We start from the raw sequence: 16,229 nt of genomic DNA, 5'->3' as shown, positions 1-16,229 counted from the left end.
GCGGGCCCGTTAGCGCAGACCCACACCCCGAGCCAATGCCGTATCCACCATGGTCGCCAACAACGTCGGATAGTCCACGCCGCTGGCCGCCCACAGCCGCGGATACATCGAGATCGTGGTAAATCCCGGCATCGTGTTGATCTCGTTGATCACCGGCCCGTCGTCGGTGAGGAAGAAGTCAACTCGGGCCAGGCCCTGGCAGTCGATCGCTCGAAATGCCCGGATCGCAAGCTGGCGCACCTCCTCGGCAACGTCGTCGTCAACCTTGGCGGGCACATCCAACTCGGCTGCGTCGTCGAGATATTTGGTGGTGAAGTCGTAGAACGAATCCTCGCGTCCCCGCACCCCGGCCACCCGGATCTCCCCCACCGTGCTGGCTGCCACGGTGCCATCCGGCAGTTCAAGCACGCCGCACTCCAACTCGCGGCCGTTAACCGCCGCCTCGACAATCACCTTCGGATCGTGCCGGCGAGCGTCGGCAATCGCGGCGGGCAGCTGCTCCCAGCTCGACACCCGGCTGATCCCGATAGACGAGCCACCTCGTGCGGGTTTAACGAATACCGGCAAGCCCAGCCGCTCGCACTCCTGCGGATGCAGCGTTGGCTGCGACGGACGCAACACCGCGTGCGCACCCAGCGGAAGTCCCTCCGCGGCGAATAGCTTCTTGGTGAATTCCTTGTCCATACCGGCGGCACTGGCCAGCACACCGGCGCCGACGTAAGGCACACTGGCAAGTTCCAGCAGCCCCTGGATGGTGCCGTCCTCGCCGTATGGGCCGTGCAACACCGGGAATACCACATCGACCGACGCCAGGACCTCTCCAGCATGAGGGCCGGCCCGGTGGCCGGCACCGGGTGAAAGTGACACCAGTTGGCCGCTGCGCCGTGGATCGGCCGGCAGCGCCAACTCGGTTCCCGATTCGTAGCTCACCGCGGGAAGCTGCCGATTGGCGATCGCCAGCGCATCCGGGTTGGGATCGGTGAGCACCCACGACCCCTCCGGGGTGATGCCCACCGCGACCACGTCGAACCGCTGTGGATCCAGATTGCGCAGGATGCTGCCAGCAGACACACAGGAGATGGCGTGTTCGTTGCTGCGCCCGCCGAATACCACGGCGACGCGCACCCGGCCACTGGGTGTCAGCCGTGGCGTCAGGGGCCGCTGGTAGGCATTCACAACCTAGAGAGGCTACCGGTTATTCGGGCTTGGTACTGCGGCCCAACAGCAGCGCCATCGCCTTCTCGACCGAGAGTCCCTTGTGACAGACCCGGTGCACGGCGTCGGTGAGCGGCATCTCGACGTCATAACTGGACGCCAGCGCGAGCACCGACTCACACGACGTCACGCCCTCGACGACGTGACCGTCCCCGCCATCGGAGCCGTCCGCGCCGGGCAACACCGACTGCATGGTCTCGCCCTGGCCCAGGCGTTCGCCGAACGAGCGGTTACGCGAATGCGGCGACGTACAGGTGGCCACCAAATCACCTACCCCCGCCAGACCGGCCAGCGTCGTGCCCTTGGCTCCTAGCGCCATCCCCAGCCGGATGATCTCCGCCAAGCCGCGGGTGATGATCGCCGCCGCGGTGTTTTCGCCGAAACCGACGCCCGCCGCCATCCCGCACGCCAGCGCGATGACGTTCTTGCATGCCCCGCCGATCTCGGTGCCGACGACATCGCTGTTGGTGTATGGCCGGAAGTAGCTACTGTTCAGCATGCGCTGCAAAGCGACGGCTCGGCCCGAGTCGCTGCACGCGATGACGGTGGCTGCGGGCTGGCATTGAGCGATCTCGCTAGCCAGGTTGGGTCCCGAAATCACCGCGACCCGCGCCGGGTCCACGCCGGTTACCGAAACGATGACCTGACTCATCCGCATCAAAGTGCCCAGCTCGATGCCCTTGGCCAGACTCACCAGGGTCGCGCCGTCGGCCACCAAACCGCCCCACCGCTCGAGGTTGGCTCGCAGCCGCTGCGCCGGCACCGCCAATAGCACCGTCGACGCACCGCACAGCGCGTCTGCGGGATCGGCGGTGGCGCGGATACCTGGCGGCAGCAGCGTTCCCGGTAGATAGGCGCGGTTGTATCGGGTGGTGTTGATCTGCTCAGCGACGTCAGGTCGCCGAGCCCACAATACGACTCCTGCCTGCGGTCCGCCGGCATCGACGAGCACCTTGGCCAGCGCGGTGCCCCATGCGCCGGCACCCATCACCGCGACGGCGCCCTCTGAACTGCCCACTGTGCCGGCCATCCACCACCCCTGTAGTTGTTTTAAAGGCATCTGTTGCCGGACTGCACCGAGATTGCCGTCAAGGCTGTGATTCGAGCGCTGATCGTAACCATAGCGGCAATCTCAGCGCAAACATCGCGCTCCTATCGATGAGCCCGGAAGTGACTGTGGCACTTTCTATTCCAACAGCACACCAACACCGAAATGGATGCGCCGGCCAGCGATCCACCCGTAGCCAGCTCCGCGCAATCGCCCAGCGCGCGCCACTCACGGACAACGCCGCGACCGACGCTGGCAGGATGGCCTCATGAGTGGCACCCGGGCCGGCGGCGCAGGTGATGTCGGCTTGATCATCGCCGTTAAGCGGCTGGCCGCCGCCAAGACCAGGCTAGGACCGGTCTTCTCGGCGCGGACACGAGAGAATGTGGTGTTGGCCATGTTGGTAGACACCCTGACCGCGGCGGCACGGGTTGAATCACTGCGATCTATTACCGTTATCACGCCCGACGAGGCCGCGGCGGCGGCGGCGGCCGAACTCGGCGCTGATGTGCTGGCCGACCCAACACCCGAGGGTCATGGCGATCCACTAAATAACGCCATTGCCGCCGCGGAACACGCGATAGCCGGATCACTGTCCAATATCGTTGTGCTGCAAGGCGATTTGCCGGCATTGCAGACACAGGAACTGGCCGAGGCAATCGCTGCCGCCCGACACCATCGGCGCAGCTTCGTCGCTGACCGACTGGGTAGCGGAACCTCGGCGCTGTGCGCGTTCGGAACCACGCTCGACCCACAGTTCGGGCCGGATTCGTCCGCGCAACATCGCCGTTCCGGCGCGATCGAGCTGACGGGACCCTGGCCGGGGCTGCGATGCGACGTCGACACGCCCGCCGATCTGGCGGCCGCCCGCCGTCTGGGAATCGGGGCCGCCACCGCGCAGGCGGTTGCACATCTCTAGCGCACCAACGCGGCATGGATGTCCACCGGGCGCTAGCAGCATCACCGGATGATGAGCAATGATCTTGTAGTGACCGAAATCGAAGCTGAGGCCCGGCCCGAAGAGAATGTATGGCATTCAGACGACTCGGCCCTCGCAGCACCGCCGGCGGCGACCACCGCTGCGAGCCAGGACCAGCTGCCCGACGACCGCTACCTCAACCGGGAATCGAGCTGGCTGGATTTCAATGCGCGGGTGCTCGCACTGGCCGCCGATAACTCGTTGCCGTTATTGGAGCGAGCCAAGTTTCTGGCGATCTTCGCGTCCAATCTCGACGAGTTCTACATGGTTCGGGTCGCCGGCCTCAAGCGCCGCGACGAGATGGGCTTGTCGGTGCGCTCTGCTGACGGTCTCACCCCGCGTGAGCAACTGAGCCGCATCGGCGAGCAGACCCAGCGGATCGCCAGCCGGCACGCGCGGGTGTTCCTCGATTCGGTGTTACCCGCACTCGGTGAGGAGGGCATCTATATTGTCACGTGGGCCGATTTAGATCAGGCTGAACGCAACCAGTTGTCGACCTATTTCAACGAACAGGTCTTCCCCGTCCTGACACCACTGGCTGTCGATCCCGCCCACCCGTTTCCGTTTGTCAGCGGGTTAAGCCTGAACCTGGCGGTCACCGTCAAGCAACCCGAAGACGGCGCCCAGCATTTCGCCCGGGTCAAGGTGCCCAACAACGTCGATCGGTTCGTCGAACTCGCTGACCGCGGGGCCATCAGAGATACCTCTGTCGGAGACGAAGGTCAGCTCATTCACCGGTTCCTGCCCATGGAGGAACTGATCGCGGCGTTCCTTCCGGTGCTCTTCCCTGGCATGGAAATCGTCGAGCATCACGCGTTCCGCATTACGCGCAACGCTGACTTCGAGGTTGAAGAGGACCGCGACGAAGACCTACTACAGGCGCTGGAACGAGAATTGGCGCGTCGGCGGTTCGGTTCGCCGGTGCGACTCGAGATCGCCGACGACATGACCGAGAGCATGCTGGAACTGCTGCTACGGGAACTCGACGTGCATCCCAGCGACGTCATCGAAGTGCCCGGGCTGCTTGATCTGTCGTCGTTGTGGCAGATCTATCGCCTGGACCGACCCGCGCTCAAAGACCGCGCATTCATTCCCGACACTCATCCCGCTTTCGCCGAGCGGGAAACTCCCAAGAGCATCTTCGCGACGCTGCGCGAAGGCGATGTCCTGGTGCACCATCCCTATCACTCGTTTTCCACCAGCGTGCAAAGGTTCATCGAACAGGCCGCCGCCGACCCCGATGTGCTGGCCATCAAACAGACGCTGTACCGCACCTCCGGTGATTCACCGATCGTGCTGGCGCTCATCGAAGCCGCTGAGGCAGGAAAGCAAGTGGTGGCACTGGTCGAAATCAAGGCACGCTTTGACGAGCAGGCCAACATCCGGTGGGCGCGCGCGCTGGAACACGCGGGCGTGCATGTGGTGTATGGGCTCGTCGGGCTCAAGACGCACTGCAAAACCTGCCTCGTGGTGCGCCGTGAGGGCCCGACGATCCGGCGGTACTGCCATATCGGGACCGGCAACTACAACAGCAAGACCGCTCGGCTGTACGAAGATGTCGGTCTGCTGACCGCAGCACCCGATATCGGCGCCGACCTGACCGACTTGTTCAATTCGCTTACCGGCTACTCGCGTAAGCTGGCTTACCGCAACCTGCTGGTGGCCCCGTATGGGATTCGGCGGGGCATTATCGAGCGCGTGGAGCGCGAGGTGGCCGCTCATCGCGAATCCGGCCCCCAAACCGGTAAGGGCCGGATCCGACTCAAGATGAACGCTCTGGTCGACGAACAAGTCATTGATGCCCTGTATCGCGCGTCGCAGGCCGGCGTGCGGGTCGAGGTGGTGGTGCGCGGCATCTGCGCGCTACGTCCAGGCACTAAAGGTTTCTCTGAAAACATCTTCGTCCGCTCGATTCTCGGCCGTTTCCTGGAGCACTCGCGGATCATCCATTTTCGCGCCATCGATGAGTTCTGGATCGGCAGCGCCGACATGATGCACCGCAACCTGGATCGACGAGTCGAGGTGATGGCTCAAGTTAAAGACCCGAAGCTGACCGCGCAGCTGGATGAGTTGTTCGAGTCCGCACTGGACCCGTCCACCCGGTGCTGGGACCTGCGGCCCGACGGGCAGTGGACTGCGTCTCCGCGGGAAGGCCAGCGGGTGCGTGACCACCAAGAATCGTTGATGGAGCGGCACCGCAGCCGCTAACACTGTTTGGTGATCTGCAGGCCACATCCACGACTGTGCGCGGCCCTGACCCAATTAACCTGCAGGAGTTAAGGTGTCGATCCCGAACTCGTCCCGTCGGCGCCCAGATGGTCAGACCGTATACGCCGCGGGAGCGGTGTTGTGGCGACCGGGCAATTCCGACCCGGCCGTCGAGATTGCCGTGATCCACCGTCCCCGTTACGACGACTGGTCGCTGCCCAAAGGCAAAGTGGACCCCGGTGAGACCGCCCCAGTAGCGGCCGTGCGCGAGGTATTCGAGGAGACCGGTCACCACGCAGCCCTGGGCGCGCGGCTCGTCGCGGTGAATTACCCGATCGATCAACGCGTCAAGAAGGTGTACTACTGGGCGGCGCGCAGCGTTGGGGGGAAATTCGTCGCAGGCAGCGAGGTCGACGAGCTGCTCTGGCTGCCAGTTGCCGACGCAATGAAAAGACTTGATTACGCGCAGGATCGAAAGGTCCTGCGCCGGTTCGCTAAACAGCCAGCGGACACGCGGACCGTGCTGATTGTCCGGCACGGGACCGCCGGCAGGAAGTCCCGCTTCTCGGGGGATGACACCGGGCGGCCTTTGGACAAACGGGGTCGCGCGCAGGCGGAGGCATTGGTTCCGCAGCTGCTGGCCTTTGGTGCCACCGATGTGTATGCGGCCGACCGGTTGCGCTGTCACCAGACGGTAGAACCGCTCGCCGCAGAACTGGGTGTGCCGATCCACAACGAGCCCAGCTTGACCGAGGAGGCCTACGCCAAGAACCCCAAACGCGGCCGACGCCGGGTGCTGCGGATCGCCGCGCAACCAGGCACACCGGTGATCTGCTCGCAGGGCAAGGTGATTCCGGACCTGATCGCGTGGTGGTGCGAACACAACGGAGTGCGCCCCGACAAATCGCGCAATCGCAAAGGCAGCACCTGGGTGCTGTCGCTGTCCGCCGGCCGGCTGACAGCAGCCGACCACATCGGCGGCGCGCTCGCGGCCAACGTACAGGCCTAACACGCAGATACCCTTCGGGCGGCGTTGCTGCCACCCGGAGGGTATCTGCGTTAGGACTGGTTACTTCGTTACCTACGACCCCGCTTGGCGGCGGTAGCCTTCTTGGCCGGAGCCTTCTTCGCCGCCGCCTTCTTGGCCGGAGCCTTGGTCGCGGCTTTGCGCACCGGAGCCTTGGCGACGACCTTCTTCACCGCTTTGGTTGCCTTTTTAGCGGGTGCTTTCTTGGCCGCGGTGATCTTCTTGGCGGGCGCCTTCACGGCTTTGATGGCCTTCTTGGCCGGAGCCGCTTTCCTGGCTGGCGCCTTGGTCGCGGCCTTTTTGGCCGTAACCTTCTTCGCCGCCGCCTTCTTGGCCGGAGCTTTCTTAACCGCCTTCTTGGCCGCGCTGGTCGCTACACCACGCTTGACAGCGGGACCTTCCGACGGGAGACGCTGTGCGCCAGCCACAACCGCCTTGAATTGTGCACCCGGACGGAACGCCGGGACGGACGTCGGCTTTACCTTCACCGTCTCGCCAGTACGAGGGTTGCGGGCCACCCGCGCAGCCCGACGACGCTGCTCGAACACACCAAACCCGGTAATGGTGACGCTGTCGCCCTTGTGTACCGCACGCACAATCGTGTCGACGACATTCTCGACGGCGGCGGTCGCTTGTCGACGGTCCGAGCCCAATTTCTGTGTCAGCACGTCAATGAGCTCTGCTTTGTTCATCCAAATCCTCCGAAGTCAGTGGTCCTCGTTTTTGAACCGACTAGTGGACACGGTAAACCCTTAGCCCGCTGATATCCAAGAGCCACGCGCAATTTCGCCGACCTATTGGCGGCTATTTTCGCAATCCGGTTGCCGCCCTTGACCGGTGGCGGGAGGCGGAAAACGGGCCCGGCGGCGTTGGTGAACGAGCGGAAAATCCGGCCAGCTCGACCCTTCAGGAGGTAGGCATTGTCCGCGGCTTCCACTCCGGACGAGCCGACTCAAAAACCTCGATCTCGTCCAGTTTCCGCAGCGTAAGGGCTATATCGTCAAGCCCTTCGAGCAGTCGCCAAGCGGTGTAGTCGTCAATCGTGAACGGCAACACCACCGTTGCGGCGGTGATATTTCGATCTTGAAGATTGACAGTGATTTCCAACCCGGGGCTCTGCTCGATGAGCTTCCACAGAAGCTCGATATCATCCTGGGCGACTTGAGCCGCCAGCAACCCCGCCTTGCCGGCGTTACCGTGAAAAATATCACCAAATCGAGACGAGATAACCACCCGGAACCCGTAGTCCATGAGCGCCCACACCGCATGCTCACGCGACGACCCGGTCCCGAAATCAGGGCCGGCGACCAGGACCGAGCCCCGATCAAAGGGGCTGAGGTTGAGCACGAATGAGGGATCGGCCCGCCACGTCGCGAACAAGCCGTCCTCGAAACCGGTTCGGGTGACGCGCTTCAAAAAGACCGCAGGAATGATCTGATCGGTATCGACATTGGACCGCCGCAGCGGCACGCCGATGCCGGTGTGGGTGTGGAAGGCCTCCATGCTTATCCTCTATTCCTCTATCTCAGTTCAGGTCGGCCGGAGCGGACAATGTGCCGCGAACCGCGGTGGCGGCGGCGACGGCCGGGGATACCAAATGTGTACGGCCACCCTTGCCTTGCCGTCCTTCGAAGTTTCGGTTGGACGTCGCGGCGCACCGCTCCCCAGGAGCAAGCTGATCGGGGTTCATGCCCAGACACATCGAACAGCCCGCCTGCCGCCACTGCGCGCCCGCAGTGATAAAGATCTCACCGAGCCCCTCGGCTTCAGCCTGCGCGCGTACCCGCATCGAGCCGGGGACGATCAGCATCCGCACACCGTGGGCCACCTTGCGGCCGCGCAACACATCGGCCACCATCCGCAGATCTTCAATGCGGCCGTTGGTACAGGACCCGACGAACACCGCATCGACCGCGATATCGCGCATCAGCGTTCCTGGACGAAGGTCCATGTACGCCAACGCTTTCTCGGCGGCCTGCCGGGCGGCGTCGTCGGTCATCAGTTCAGGGTCAGGCACCGCCGCGGCCAACGGCACTCCTTGGCCGGGGTTTGTCCCCCAAGTGACAAACGGGCTCAACGAGGTCGCATCGAGATAGACCTCGGTGTCGAACACGGCGTCGGCGTCGGTGCGCAGCTGCTGCCAGTAGGCTACTGCGGCATCCCATTGCGCACCGGTCGGGGCGTGCGGGCGGTCACGTAAGAACTCGTAGGTGGTCTCGTCGGGAGCCACCATTCCTGCTCGGGCGCCGGCTTCGATGCTCATGTTGCAGATCGTCATCCGGCCTTCCATGGACAGCGATTCGATGGCGCTGCCCCGGTATTCGATGACATAGCCCTGTCCGCCGCCGGTGCCGATCTTGGCGATCAACGCAAGGATGATGTCCTTGGCCGTGACGCCGGCGGGCAACCGCCCATCGACCCCGCCATCAACGTTGACCGCCATTGTCTTGAATGGGCGCAACGGCAGCGTTTGGGTGGCGAGCACATGCTCGACCTCCGAGGTGCCGATGCCCATCGCGATTGCACCGAAAGCGCCATGGGTAGAGGTGTGACTGTCGCCGCAGACGATCGTCATGCCCGGTTGAGTGAGGCCTAACTGCGGCCCGACGACATGAACGATGCCCTGCTCGATATCACCCATCGGGTGCAGCCGGACACCGAATTCCGCGCAGTTGCGCCGCAACGTCTCTACTTGGGTGCGCGACACCGGGTCGGCGATCGGCTTGTCGATGTCGATGGTGGGCACGTTGTGATCCTCAGTGGCCACCGTTAAGTCGGGGCGCCGCACCGCCCGGCCCGCCAGACGCAGGCCGTCGAAAGCCTGCGGGCTGGTGACCTCGTGCACCAGATGCAGATCGATGTAGATCAAATCGGGGCCGCGATCTTGACCAGCGCCCTGACCGGCTACCACAACGTGGTCGTCCCAAACCTTTTCAGCCAGCGTGCGCGGCTTGTGGGCGCCGCCCGCTTGTTTCTTCTTGCCGTCCATCTCCAAGCGCCTCGATTCGGCTCATTCGCGGCTCGCCGATCAATTCGCATTGATATCTCAGAATGCGAGACGCTAGTATCTGTTTGTGAGACAGCATAGCGGTATCGGCGTCCTCGACAAAGCCGTGGCGCTGCTGCATACGATCGCAGAATCTCCGCGCGGGTTGGCCGAACTGTGCGACCGAACCGGCTTGCCCAGAGCCACCACCTACCGTCTGGCGGCCGCGCTGGAGGTTCATCGTCTGGTGGCACGCGACGACGAGGGCCGGTGGCGCCTTGGGCCCGCGATCTGCGAACTCGCGATCCATGTCAACGATCCACTGCTGGCCGCCAGCGCGGCGGTGCTGCCGGCGTTGCGCGAGACCACCGGCGAAAGCGTGCAGCTGTATCGCCGCGAAGGCACCTCACGGGTCTGCGTGGCCGCACTGGAACCGCCTGCGGGCCTTCGCGACACGGTTCCGGTCGGCGCGCGGCTGCCGATGACGGCGGGTTCGGGAGCCAAAGTGCTACTGGCCCATAGCGACGCCGCCACCCGAGAAGCCGTGCTACCGACGGCGAAATTCACCGACCGGATGCTAGCCGAAGTCCGCCGGCGCGGTTGGGCACAGAGTGTGGCCGAGCGCGAACCAGGGGTGGCAAGTGTGTCGGTGCCCGTGCGCGACGGCCGCGGTGTCGTGATCGCTGCCATATCGGTGTCTGGACCCATCGACCGGATGGGCCGACGCCCCGGTGCACGCTGGGCCGCCGACTTACTATCGGCGGCCGAAGCACTGACTCGCCGCCTATAGAAACCTCTGCGGCGCGACTGTGAACGACGCGACGCATTCTCGGCGTGTCGCGTCGCAGGATTCACAGTCGCGCTTTTCTTAGCCGTCGGCTCGGCGCTGGCGGTCGCCTGACAGACTGACCCAATGGGAACCAATCAGCGCGCGCACATCGTCATGTCCGAGGCTGAAATCACCGACTTCGTCGTCAACAGCCGCACCGGCACGCTCGCCACCATCGGTCCGAACGGCCAGCCACATTTGACCGCGATGTGGTACGCCGTCATCGACGGCGAAATCTGGCTGGAAACCAAGGCCAAATCACAGAAGGCGGTCAACCTCAAACGGGACCCGCGAGTGAGCTTTCTGATCGAGGACGGCCAAACGTATGACACGCTGCGCGGGGTGTCCTTCGAAGGCACTGCCGAGATCGTCGACGATCCCGATTCCCTTTTCCGGGTCGGAGTCAGCATTTGGGAGCGCTACACCGGTCCGTACACCGACGACGCAAAGCCCATGGTCGACCAGATGATGAACAAACGAGTCGGCGTACGCATTGTCAGCCGTCGTACCCGCTCCTGGGATCACCGCAAGCTCGGCTTGCCGCACATACCGGTGGGCGGATCGACCGCACCGGCCGCACTGGCACATTAGCGACACTGGGGATCGGCTAGTGACCGCACTATCGGCGGTCGCGTTGTAGCCCCGATGGGATTCGAACCCACGCTACCGCCGTGAGAGGGCGGCGTCCTAGGCCGCTAGACGACGGGGCCAGAACCGATCCGAGCTGTCAGCATAGCTCACACCACTAGGCCCACCTAATCGCTTGGGGCATCACGGGGAGTCTGACGGACTTTGCTGGGGTACCAGGACTCGAACCTAGAATGGCTGAACCAGAATCAGCTGTGTTGCCAATTACACCATACCCCATTAGTCGCCTAAAACCGCTGTTCAGAGCACATTCTGCGGACTATAGCGAGCGCCTATCAGCGTCTGAATATGTCCGTGGACTGCCTCTGCCCAGCCATTGTCGGCCGACGTGCAGACTACCAAAGACTCACCGCGCAAATCCGCACGCCTTGTCTTACCTCTTTTCCTGACCGCGCAATCAGACCCGCTCGCGCGCAGCGCCCAGCCGCTGCAGGCTACGAGCACGGCCGAGTAGCTCCAGCGATTCGAACAGCGGCGGGCTAATCGATGCCCCCGTGGCGGCGACCCGGATCGGTCCGAACGCCTTGCGCGGTTTAAGCCCAAGACCTTCGATGAGTGCGGCCTTGAGGGCCTCCTCGATACTCGCCGTGGTCCAATCCACCAGGCTGTCCAGCGCGGCATGGGCGGCATCAAGCACCGGCCCGGCATCGGCGCCCAGCTCCTTGGCGGCGGCCTTGGGGTCGATGGCGTACTCGTCGTCGTTGAGGAACTTCAACAGGTCCCAGGCGTCACCAAGCACCACGATGCGGGTCTGCACTAGCTGGGCCGCGGCGGCGAAGCTCGCGTCGTAATTAGCGGGATCCAAAGCGATGCGGTAGCCGTGTGCGGTGAAGTAGTCACGCAGCCTGCTGGCGAAATCGCGCGCGTCGAGCATCCGGATGTGCTCGGCGTTAACCGCGTCGGCCTTCTTCTGATCGAATCGCGCTGGGTTAGAGTTGACGTCGACCACATCGAACGCGGCCACCATCTCATCGAGACTGAACAGGTCGTGGTCATCGGCGATCGCCCAACCCAGCAACGCCAGGTAATTCAGCAGACCTTCGGGGATGAAGCCCCGGTCACGGTGGGCGAACAGATTCGACTGCGGGTCGCGCTTCGAGAGTTTCTTGGTTCCCTCCCCCAATACCGATGGGAGATGCCCGAATTCGGGAATACGCTCGGCCACCCCGATTCGGATCAACGCCTGATATAGCGCCACCTGGCGCGGCGTCGATGACAGTATGTCCTCGCCCCGCAGCACATGCGTGATCTTCATCAGCGCGTCGTCGCACGGGTTGACCAAGGTGTACAACGGATCTCCGTTTGCTCGGGTCAACGCGTAATCGGGCACTGTGCCCGCCGCGAAGGTAGTGGTCCCGCGCACTAGATCATCCCAACTGATGTCCTGGTCGGGCATCCGCAGCCGAACGACCGGCTGACGGCCTTCCGCCAGGTACGCCGCGCGCTGCGCGTCGGTGAGATCGCGGTCAAAGTTGTCATAGCCCAGCTTGGGATTGCGTCCGGCAGCAAGGTGGCGGGCCTCGACCTCCTCCGGCGTGGAAAAGGCATGGTAAGCCTCTCCTGCCGCCAGCAGCTTTGCCACCACCTCACGGTGGATGTCGGTGCGCTGCGACTGCCGGTATGGGCCGTATGGTCCGCCAACCTCGGGCCCCTCGTCCCAGTTCAGACCGAGCCAGCGCAACGCATCGAGCAGCGCCAGATAGCTTTCCTCGCTGTCGCGTTCGGCGTCGGTGTCTTCGATGCGGAAGACGAAGGTGCCGCCGGTATGTCGGGCGTAGGCCCAGTTGAACAGGGCGGTACGGACCATCCCGACGTGGGGAGTGCCGGTGGGCGATGGGCAGAATCGGACCCGGACTTTTGCTGCTTGCGGGGTTGCGTTAGAGGCTGCTGCAGTCACGACTTTCCTTTGCGGACTACGGGATTGGTGAGGGTGCCGATGCCCTCGATGGTGATGGAAACGGTGTCACCATCCTCGATGGGACCGACACCTGCCGGTGTTCCGGTGAGGATGAGATCACCGGGCAGCAATGTCATTACTGCCGAGATCCATTCCAGGATGGCACCGACGTTGTGAATCATCAGTGAGGTGCGGCTGTGTTGTTTGACTTCGCCGTTGACTTCGGTGCGCAGTTCGAGATCGGCCGGGTCGAGGGGATCTAGGTCGGTGACAATCCACGGCCCGACCGGACAGAAGGTATCGTGCCCTTTCGCGCGGGTCCATTGGCCGTCGGCGCGCTGTTGATCGCGGGCCGACACGTCGTTGCCGATGGTATAGCCGAGGATGTAGTCGGCGGCCTGACCGGCCGGAACATCCTTGCACGGCCGGCCCACCACCAGCGCCAACTCGCCCTCGAAATGTACAGGTGATGCGTTGGCGGGCAATCGAATCGGAACATTTGGCCCGATGATCGCGGTGTTGGGCTTAAGGAATATCACCGGATCCGCTGGCGCTGGGCCCGTTTGGCCGCCCATCTCGGCTCCCATTTCAGCAATGTGATCGGCGTAGTTCTTACCGATACAGACCACCTTGCCAGCCAGCATCGGAGCCAGCAGCCGGACATCGGCTAATGGCCACAAGCGGCCGGTGAAGGTTGGCGCGCCGAATGGGTGCTCAGCGATCTCACGGGCAGACATCCCACCGGGATCGTCCGGCTCACCTTCGATGCTGACGAACGCGACGCCGTCTGGGCTGGCGATTCGACCAAGGCGCATTTGCTTGAGCCTAGTGGCGGTCGCAAGCGCGGCGCAGCCGGGCACTGGGGGTACTCCCCCGCAAGCGGGAGGTGCCCCCACCCGCTTGCGGGGGACGGGCCGTCACCATTAGCCCCAGCGTGGCGACGATGCACGCCGCGAAGTGGCCGGTGCATGTGCAAACATGATCCGGTGCCCGAGGATCCGATCCCCCTAGACCAATTGAGCCTCGGCGCACGCTGGTCGATAACACTCGTCTCAGTGGGCGTGACATCTAGCTCCTTCCTGTTCATCAACGGCGTTGCCTTCATGATTCCCGCGTTGGTCGCCGCGCGTGGAACCCCGTTGGCCGAGGCCGGACTACTGGCGTCGATGCCCAGCTGGGGCATGGTCGTGACGCTGGTTTTCTGGGGCTACCTCACCGATCGGCTGGGCGAGCGGATCGTGATGACTGTCGGCTCGGCGCTCACCGCGGCTGCGACATATGCCGCGGCATCGGTCCACTCGTTGGTGGCAATGGGCGCATTCCTGTTCCTCGGTGGCATGGCCGCCGCCAGCTCTAACACGGCTGGCGGCGGGCTGGTCTCCGGCTGGTTCCCACCAAATAAACGCGGCGTCGCGATGGGCATCCGTCAGACCGCGCAACCGCTGGGAATCGCCATCGGCGCCTTGGCGATACCCGAGCTCGCCGAGCACAATCCGAATGCAGGCCTGATGTTTCCGGCACTGATGTGCACGATATCCGCGGTGGCCAGCGCGATCGGCGTGGTTGACCCACCGCGGAAAGCCCGGACGGCAGCCAGCGACAAGGAACTGGCTAACCCGTATCGCGCGTCCTTCACGTTGTGGCGAATTCATGCGGTCTCGGCGCTGCTGATGATGCCGCAGGCGGTAACGGTGACGTTCATGCTGGTCTGGCTGGTGGAGCACCATGGTTGGTCGGTCGCAGCGGCGGGCGGGTTGGTGACCGTCTCGCAGCTGCTCGGTGCGCTGGGCCGCGTTTTGGCCGGCCGCTGGTCCGACCGCGTCGGCTCACGAATGCGACCCGTCCGCATCATCGCCCTAGCGGCTGCTTCGACCCTATTTCTGCTGGCCCTTGTCGATAATCAGGGTTCGCGCTACGACGTGCTGCTGATGATCGCCATATCGGTGATCGCGGTGCTCGATAACGGGTTGGAGGCAACCGCAATCACCGAATTCGCCGGGCCGTTCTGGAGCGGGCGCGCACTAGGCATTCAGAACACCTCCCAGCGGCTCATGGCAGCTGCCGCACCCCCACTGTTCGGTGCCTTGATCGCCGCCGCTGCGTATCCGCCGGCCTGGGCGTTGTGCGGACTATTCCCGCTCGCAGCGGCGCCGTTGGTGCCGGTCCGGTGGGTCCCACCCGGCTGGGAACCTAGTGGCGGTCGCAAGCGCGGCGGAGCCGGGCGCTGGGGGCACCTCCCGCTTGCGGGGGACGAGTCGTCACTCATCAAGCCTAGAGTGCGGCGGCTATCCGTTCGCCAACTTCGCCGGTAGAAAACCGCTCGTTCCCGCGAGTCGCCAAATAACTCGCGACCGCCTGGTCCACCCGAGCAGCCGACTTATCCTCGCCGAGATGGGCGAGCAGCAGCGCCACCGACATGATCGCCGCGGTCGGATCGGCGATGCCCTGGCCGGCGATATCCGGCGCGCTGCCATGCACCGGCTCGAACATCGACGGATTGGTCCGAGTGGCATCGATATTTCCACTGGCGGCCAAGCCAATGCCGCCGCACACCGCTGCGGCCAAGTCGGTGATGATGTCACCGAACAGGTTGTCGGTGACAATCACGTCAAAGCGACCGGGATCGGTGACCATGTGAATGGTCGCCGCGTCCACGTGCTGATAGGCGACCTCGACGTCGGGGTACTTCTCGCCGACCTCCTGCACGGTCCGCCACCACAGCGCCCCGGCGTAGGTGAGCACGTTGTTCTTGTGCACCAGCGTCAGCTGCTTGCGGCGCTGCCGGGCCCGTTCGAACGCATCTTGCACCACCCGGCGCACACCAAAGGCAGTATTCACGCTCACCTCCGTGGCCACCTCGTTGGGCGTTCCGACACGGATCGCGCCGCCGGTACCGGTGTACGGGCCTTCGGTCCCCTCGCGAACCACCACGAAGTCGATCTCGGGCTTTCCCGCGAGCGGACTGCTAACACCTGGATACAGCCGGGCCGGCCGCAGGTTGATGTGGTGATCCAGCTCGAAGCGCAATCTCAGCAGCAAGCCTCGCTCCAGCACGCCACTGGGGACCGACGGGTCACCGACCGCCCCGAGCAGGATGGCGTCCTGCTCTCGTAGCTCGGCGAGCACCGACTCCGGCAATATCTCCCCGGTGGTGTGATAACGCCGAGCGCCCAGATCGTAGCTGGTCTTCTGGACACCCGGCAGCACCGCGTCGAGGATTTTGACGGCCTCGGCCACCACCTCCGGACCGATTCCGTCACCCGGTATGACAGCCAATTTCATGCGCGCCGCTCCTCCTCATCGCTTCGTCCCCCGCAAGCGGGTGGTACCCCCACTGCATCGTCGCCGGCGCGGGTCATCTGCGCCGCTCCTCCTCATCGCTTCGCTCTGCA

At 64.2% G+C, this 16,229-nt stretch carries 14 protein-coding genes, 2 tRNA genes and 1 pseudogene; 6 read left to right on the top strand and 11 right to left on the bottom strand.

Translation table 11 applies throughout. The features are described from left to right. Positions 1–9: 9 nt before the first annotated feature. Together B586_RS06735 and B586_RS06730 are read right to left on the bottom strand one after the other, a co-directional pair. Positions 10–1,176 (bottom strand): D-alanine--D-alanine ligase family protein, encoded by a 1,167-nt coding sequence (locus B586_RS06735; protein ID WP_047313046.1) that lies wholly within the window; start codon positions 1,174–1,176, stop codon positions 10–12. A gap of 19 nt (positions 1,177–1,195) precedes the next feature. Further along, the gene (locus B586_RS06730; protein ID WP_054880363.1) at positions 1,196–2,245 is read right to left on the bottom strand and encodes an NAD(P)H-dependent glycerol-3-phosphate dehydrogenase; all 1,050 of its coding nucleotides are present in this window, start codon (positions 2,243–2,245) and stop codon (positions 1,196–1,198) included. A gap of 286 nt (positions 2,246–2,531) precedes the next feature. On the opposite strand from B586_RS06730, the gene cofC reads away from it, so the two are divergent. The 3 genes from cofC to mutT1 all read left to right on the top strand — a co-directional run bounded on the left by cofC (position 2,532) and on the right by mutT1 (position 6,459). Continuing rightward, positions 2,532–3,182, top strand: a complete 651-nt coding sequence (gene cofC / locus B586_RS06725; RefSeq protein WP_047313048.1) for a 2-phospho-L-lactate guanylyltransferase — start codon at positions 2,532–2,534, stop codon at positions 3,180–3,182. A gap of 48 nt (positions 3,183–3,230) precedes the next feature. Next, positions 3,231–5,450, top strand: coding sequence for an RNA degradosome polyphosphate kinase (locus tag B586_RS06720; RefSeq protein ID WP_047313049.1), 2,220 nt, complete (start codon positions 3,231–3,233; stop codon positions 5,448–5,450). A gap of 73 nt (positions 5,451–5,523) precedes the next feature. Then, positions 5,524–6,459 carry an 8-oxo-(d)GTP phosphatase MutT1 gene (gene mutT1, locus B586_RS06715; RefSeq protein WP_054880364.1) on the top strand — a complete coding sequence of 312 codons (936 nt, stop codon included), beginning with the start codon at positions 5,524–5,526 and terminating at the stop codon, positions 6,457–6,459. A gap of 68 nt (positions 6,460–6,527) precedes the next feature. Here the strand turns inward: mutT1 and B586_RS06710 are convergent, their stop codons facing one another. From B586_RS06710 to leuC, 3 genes are all read right to left on the bottom strand, one after another. Then, positions 6,528–7,169, bottom strand: coding sequence for an HU family DNA-binding protein (locus B586_RS06710; RefSeq protein ID WP_054880365.1), 642 nt, complete (start codon positions 7,167–7,169; stop codon positions 6,528–6,530). 214 nt (positions 7,170–7,383) lie between these two features. Continuing rightward, entirely contained in the window at positions 7,384–7,980 is a 597-nt protein-coding gene (leuD, locus tag B586_RS06705; protein WP_047313052.1) for a 3-isopropylmalate dehydratase small subunit, read from the bottom strand. A gap of 22 nt (positions 7,981–8,002) precedes the next feature. Beyond that, the gene (gene leuC / locus B586_RS06700; RefSeq protein WP_047313053.1) at positions 8,003–9,466 is read right to left on the bottom strand and encodes a 3-isopropylmalate dehydratase large subunit; all 1,464 of its coding nucleotides are present in this window, start codon (positions 9,464–9,466) and stop codon (positions 8,003–8,005) included. Between the two features lie 85 nt (positions 9,467–9,551). On the opposite strand from leuC, the gene B586_RS06695 reads away from it, so the two are divergent. Next, positions 9,552–10,253, top strand: coding sequence for an IclR family transcriptional regulator (locus B586_RS06695; RefSeq protein WP_054880366.1), 702 nt, complete (start codon positions 9,552–9,554; stop codon positions 10,251–10,253). A gap of 123 nt (positions 10,254–10,376) precedes the next feature. Continuing rightward, positions 10,377–10,883 (top strand): PPOX class F420-dependent oxidoreductase, encoded by a 507-nt coding sequence (locus tag B586_RS06690; RefSeq protein WP_047313055.1) that lies wholly within the window; start codon positions 10,377–10,379, stop codon positions 10,881–10,883. A gap of 46 nt (positions 10,884–10,929) precedes the next feature. Here B586_RS06690 and B586_RS06685 read toward each other — a convergent pair. The 4 genes from B586_RS06685 to B586_RS06670 all read right to left on the bottom strand — a co-directional run bounded on the left by B586_RS06685 (position 10,930) and on the right by B586_RS06670 (position 13,652). Continuing rightward, positions 10,930–11,002 (bottom strand) — tRNA-Glu (locus tag B586_RS06685). Between the two features lie 85 nt (positions 11,003–11,087). Next, positions 11,088–11,159 (bottom strand) — tRNA-Gln (locus B586_RS06680). 178 nt (positions 11,160–11,337) lie between these two features. Continuing rightward, the gene (gene gltX / locus B586_RS06675; RefSeq protein WP_082607548.1) at positions 11,338–12,837 is read right to left on the bottom strand and encodes a glutamate--tRNA ligase; all 1,500 of its coding nucleotides are present in this window, start codon (positions 12,835–12,837) and stop codon (positions 11,338–11,340) included. After that, positions 12,834–13,652: a fumarylacetoacetate hydrolase family protein gene (locus B586_RS06670; protein WP_054880368.1), complete on the bottom strand. Its 819-nt coding sequence runs from the start codon at positions 13,650–13,652 to the stop codon at positions 12,834–12,836. Before B586_RS06670 ends, gltX begins: the two co-directional genes overlap by 4 nt. 171 nt (positions 13,653–13,823) lie before the next feature. On the opposite strand from B586_RS06670, the gene B586_RS06665 reads away from it, so the two are divergent. Next, on the top strand, positions 13,824–15,149 hold the full coding sequence (locus tag B586_RS06665; RefSeq protein WP_414738681.1) for an MFS transporter: 1,326 nt from the start codon (positions 13,824–13,826) through the stop codon (positions 15,147–15,149). On the opposite strand, the gene B586_RS06660 is transcribed toward B586_RS06665, so the two are convergent. After that, the gene (locus B586_RS06660; RefSeq protein ID WP_054880369.1) at positions 15,109–16,119 is read right to left on the bottom strand and encodes a 3-isopropylmalate dehydrogenase; all 1,011 of its coding nucleotides are present in this window, start codon (positions 16,117–16,119) and stop codon (positions 15,109–15,111) included. The genes B586_RS06665 and B586_RS06660 overlap by 41 nt on opposite strands. Beyond that, positions 16,116–16,190 (bottom strand): annotated as a pseudogene (locus tag B586_RS22710) (16S rRNA (guanine(966)-N(2))-methyltransferase RsmD); the annotation flags it as partial. The pseudogene B586_RS22710 and the gene B586_RS06660, both read right to left, overlap by 4 nt. Between the last annotated feature and the right edge of the window lie 39 nt (positions 16,191–16,229).

It is taken from the genome of Mycobacterium haemophilum DSM 44634 (genome assembly GCF_000340435.2).
GTDB classification, from domain to species: domain Bacteria; phylum Actinomycetota; class Actinomycetes; order Mycobacteriales; family Mycobacteriaceae; genus Mycobacterium; species Mycobacterium haemophilum.
This window is presented reverse-complemented; position numbering and strand designations above follow the sequence as displayed.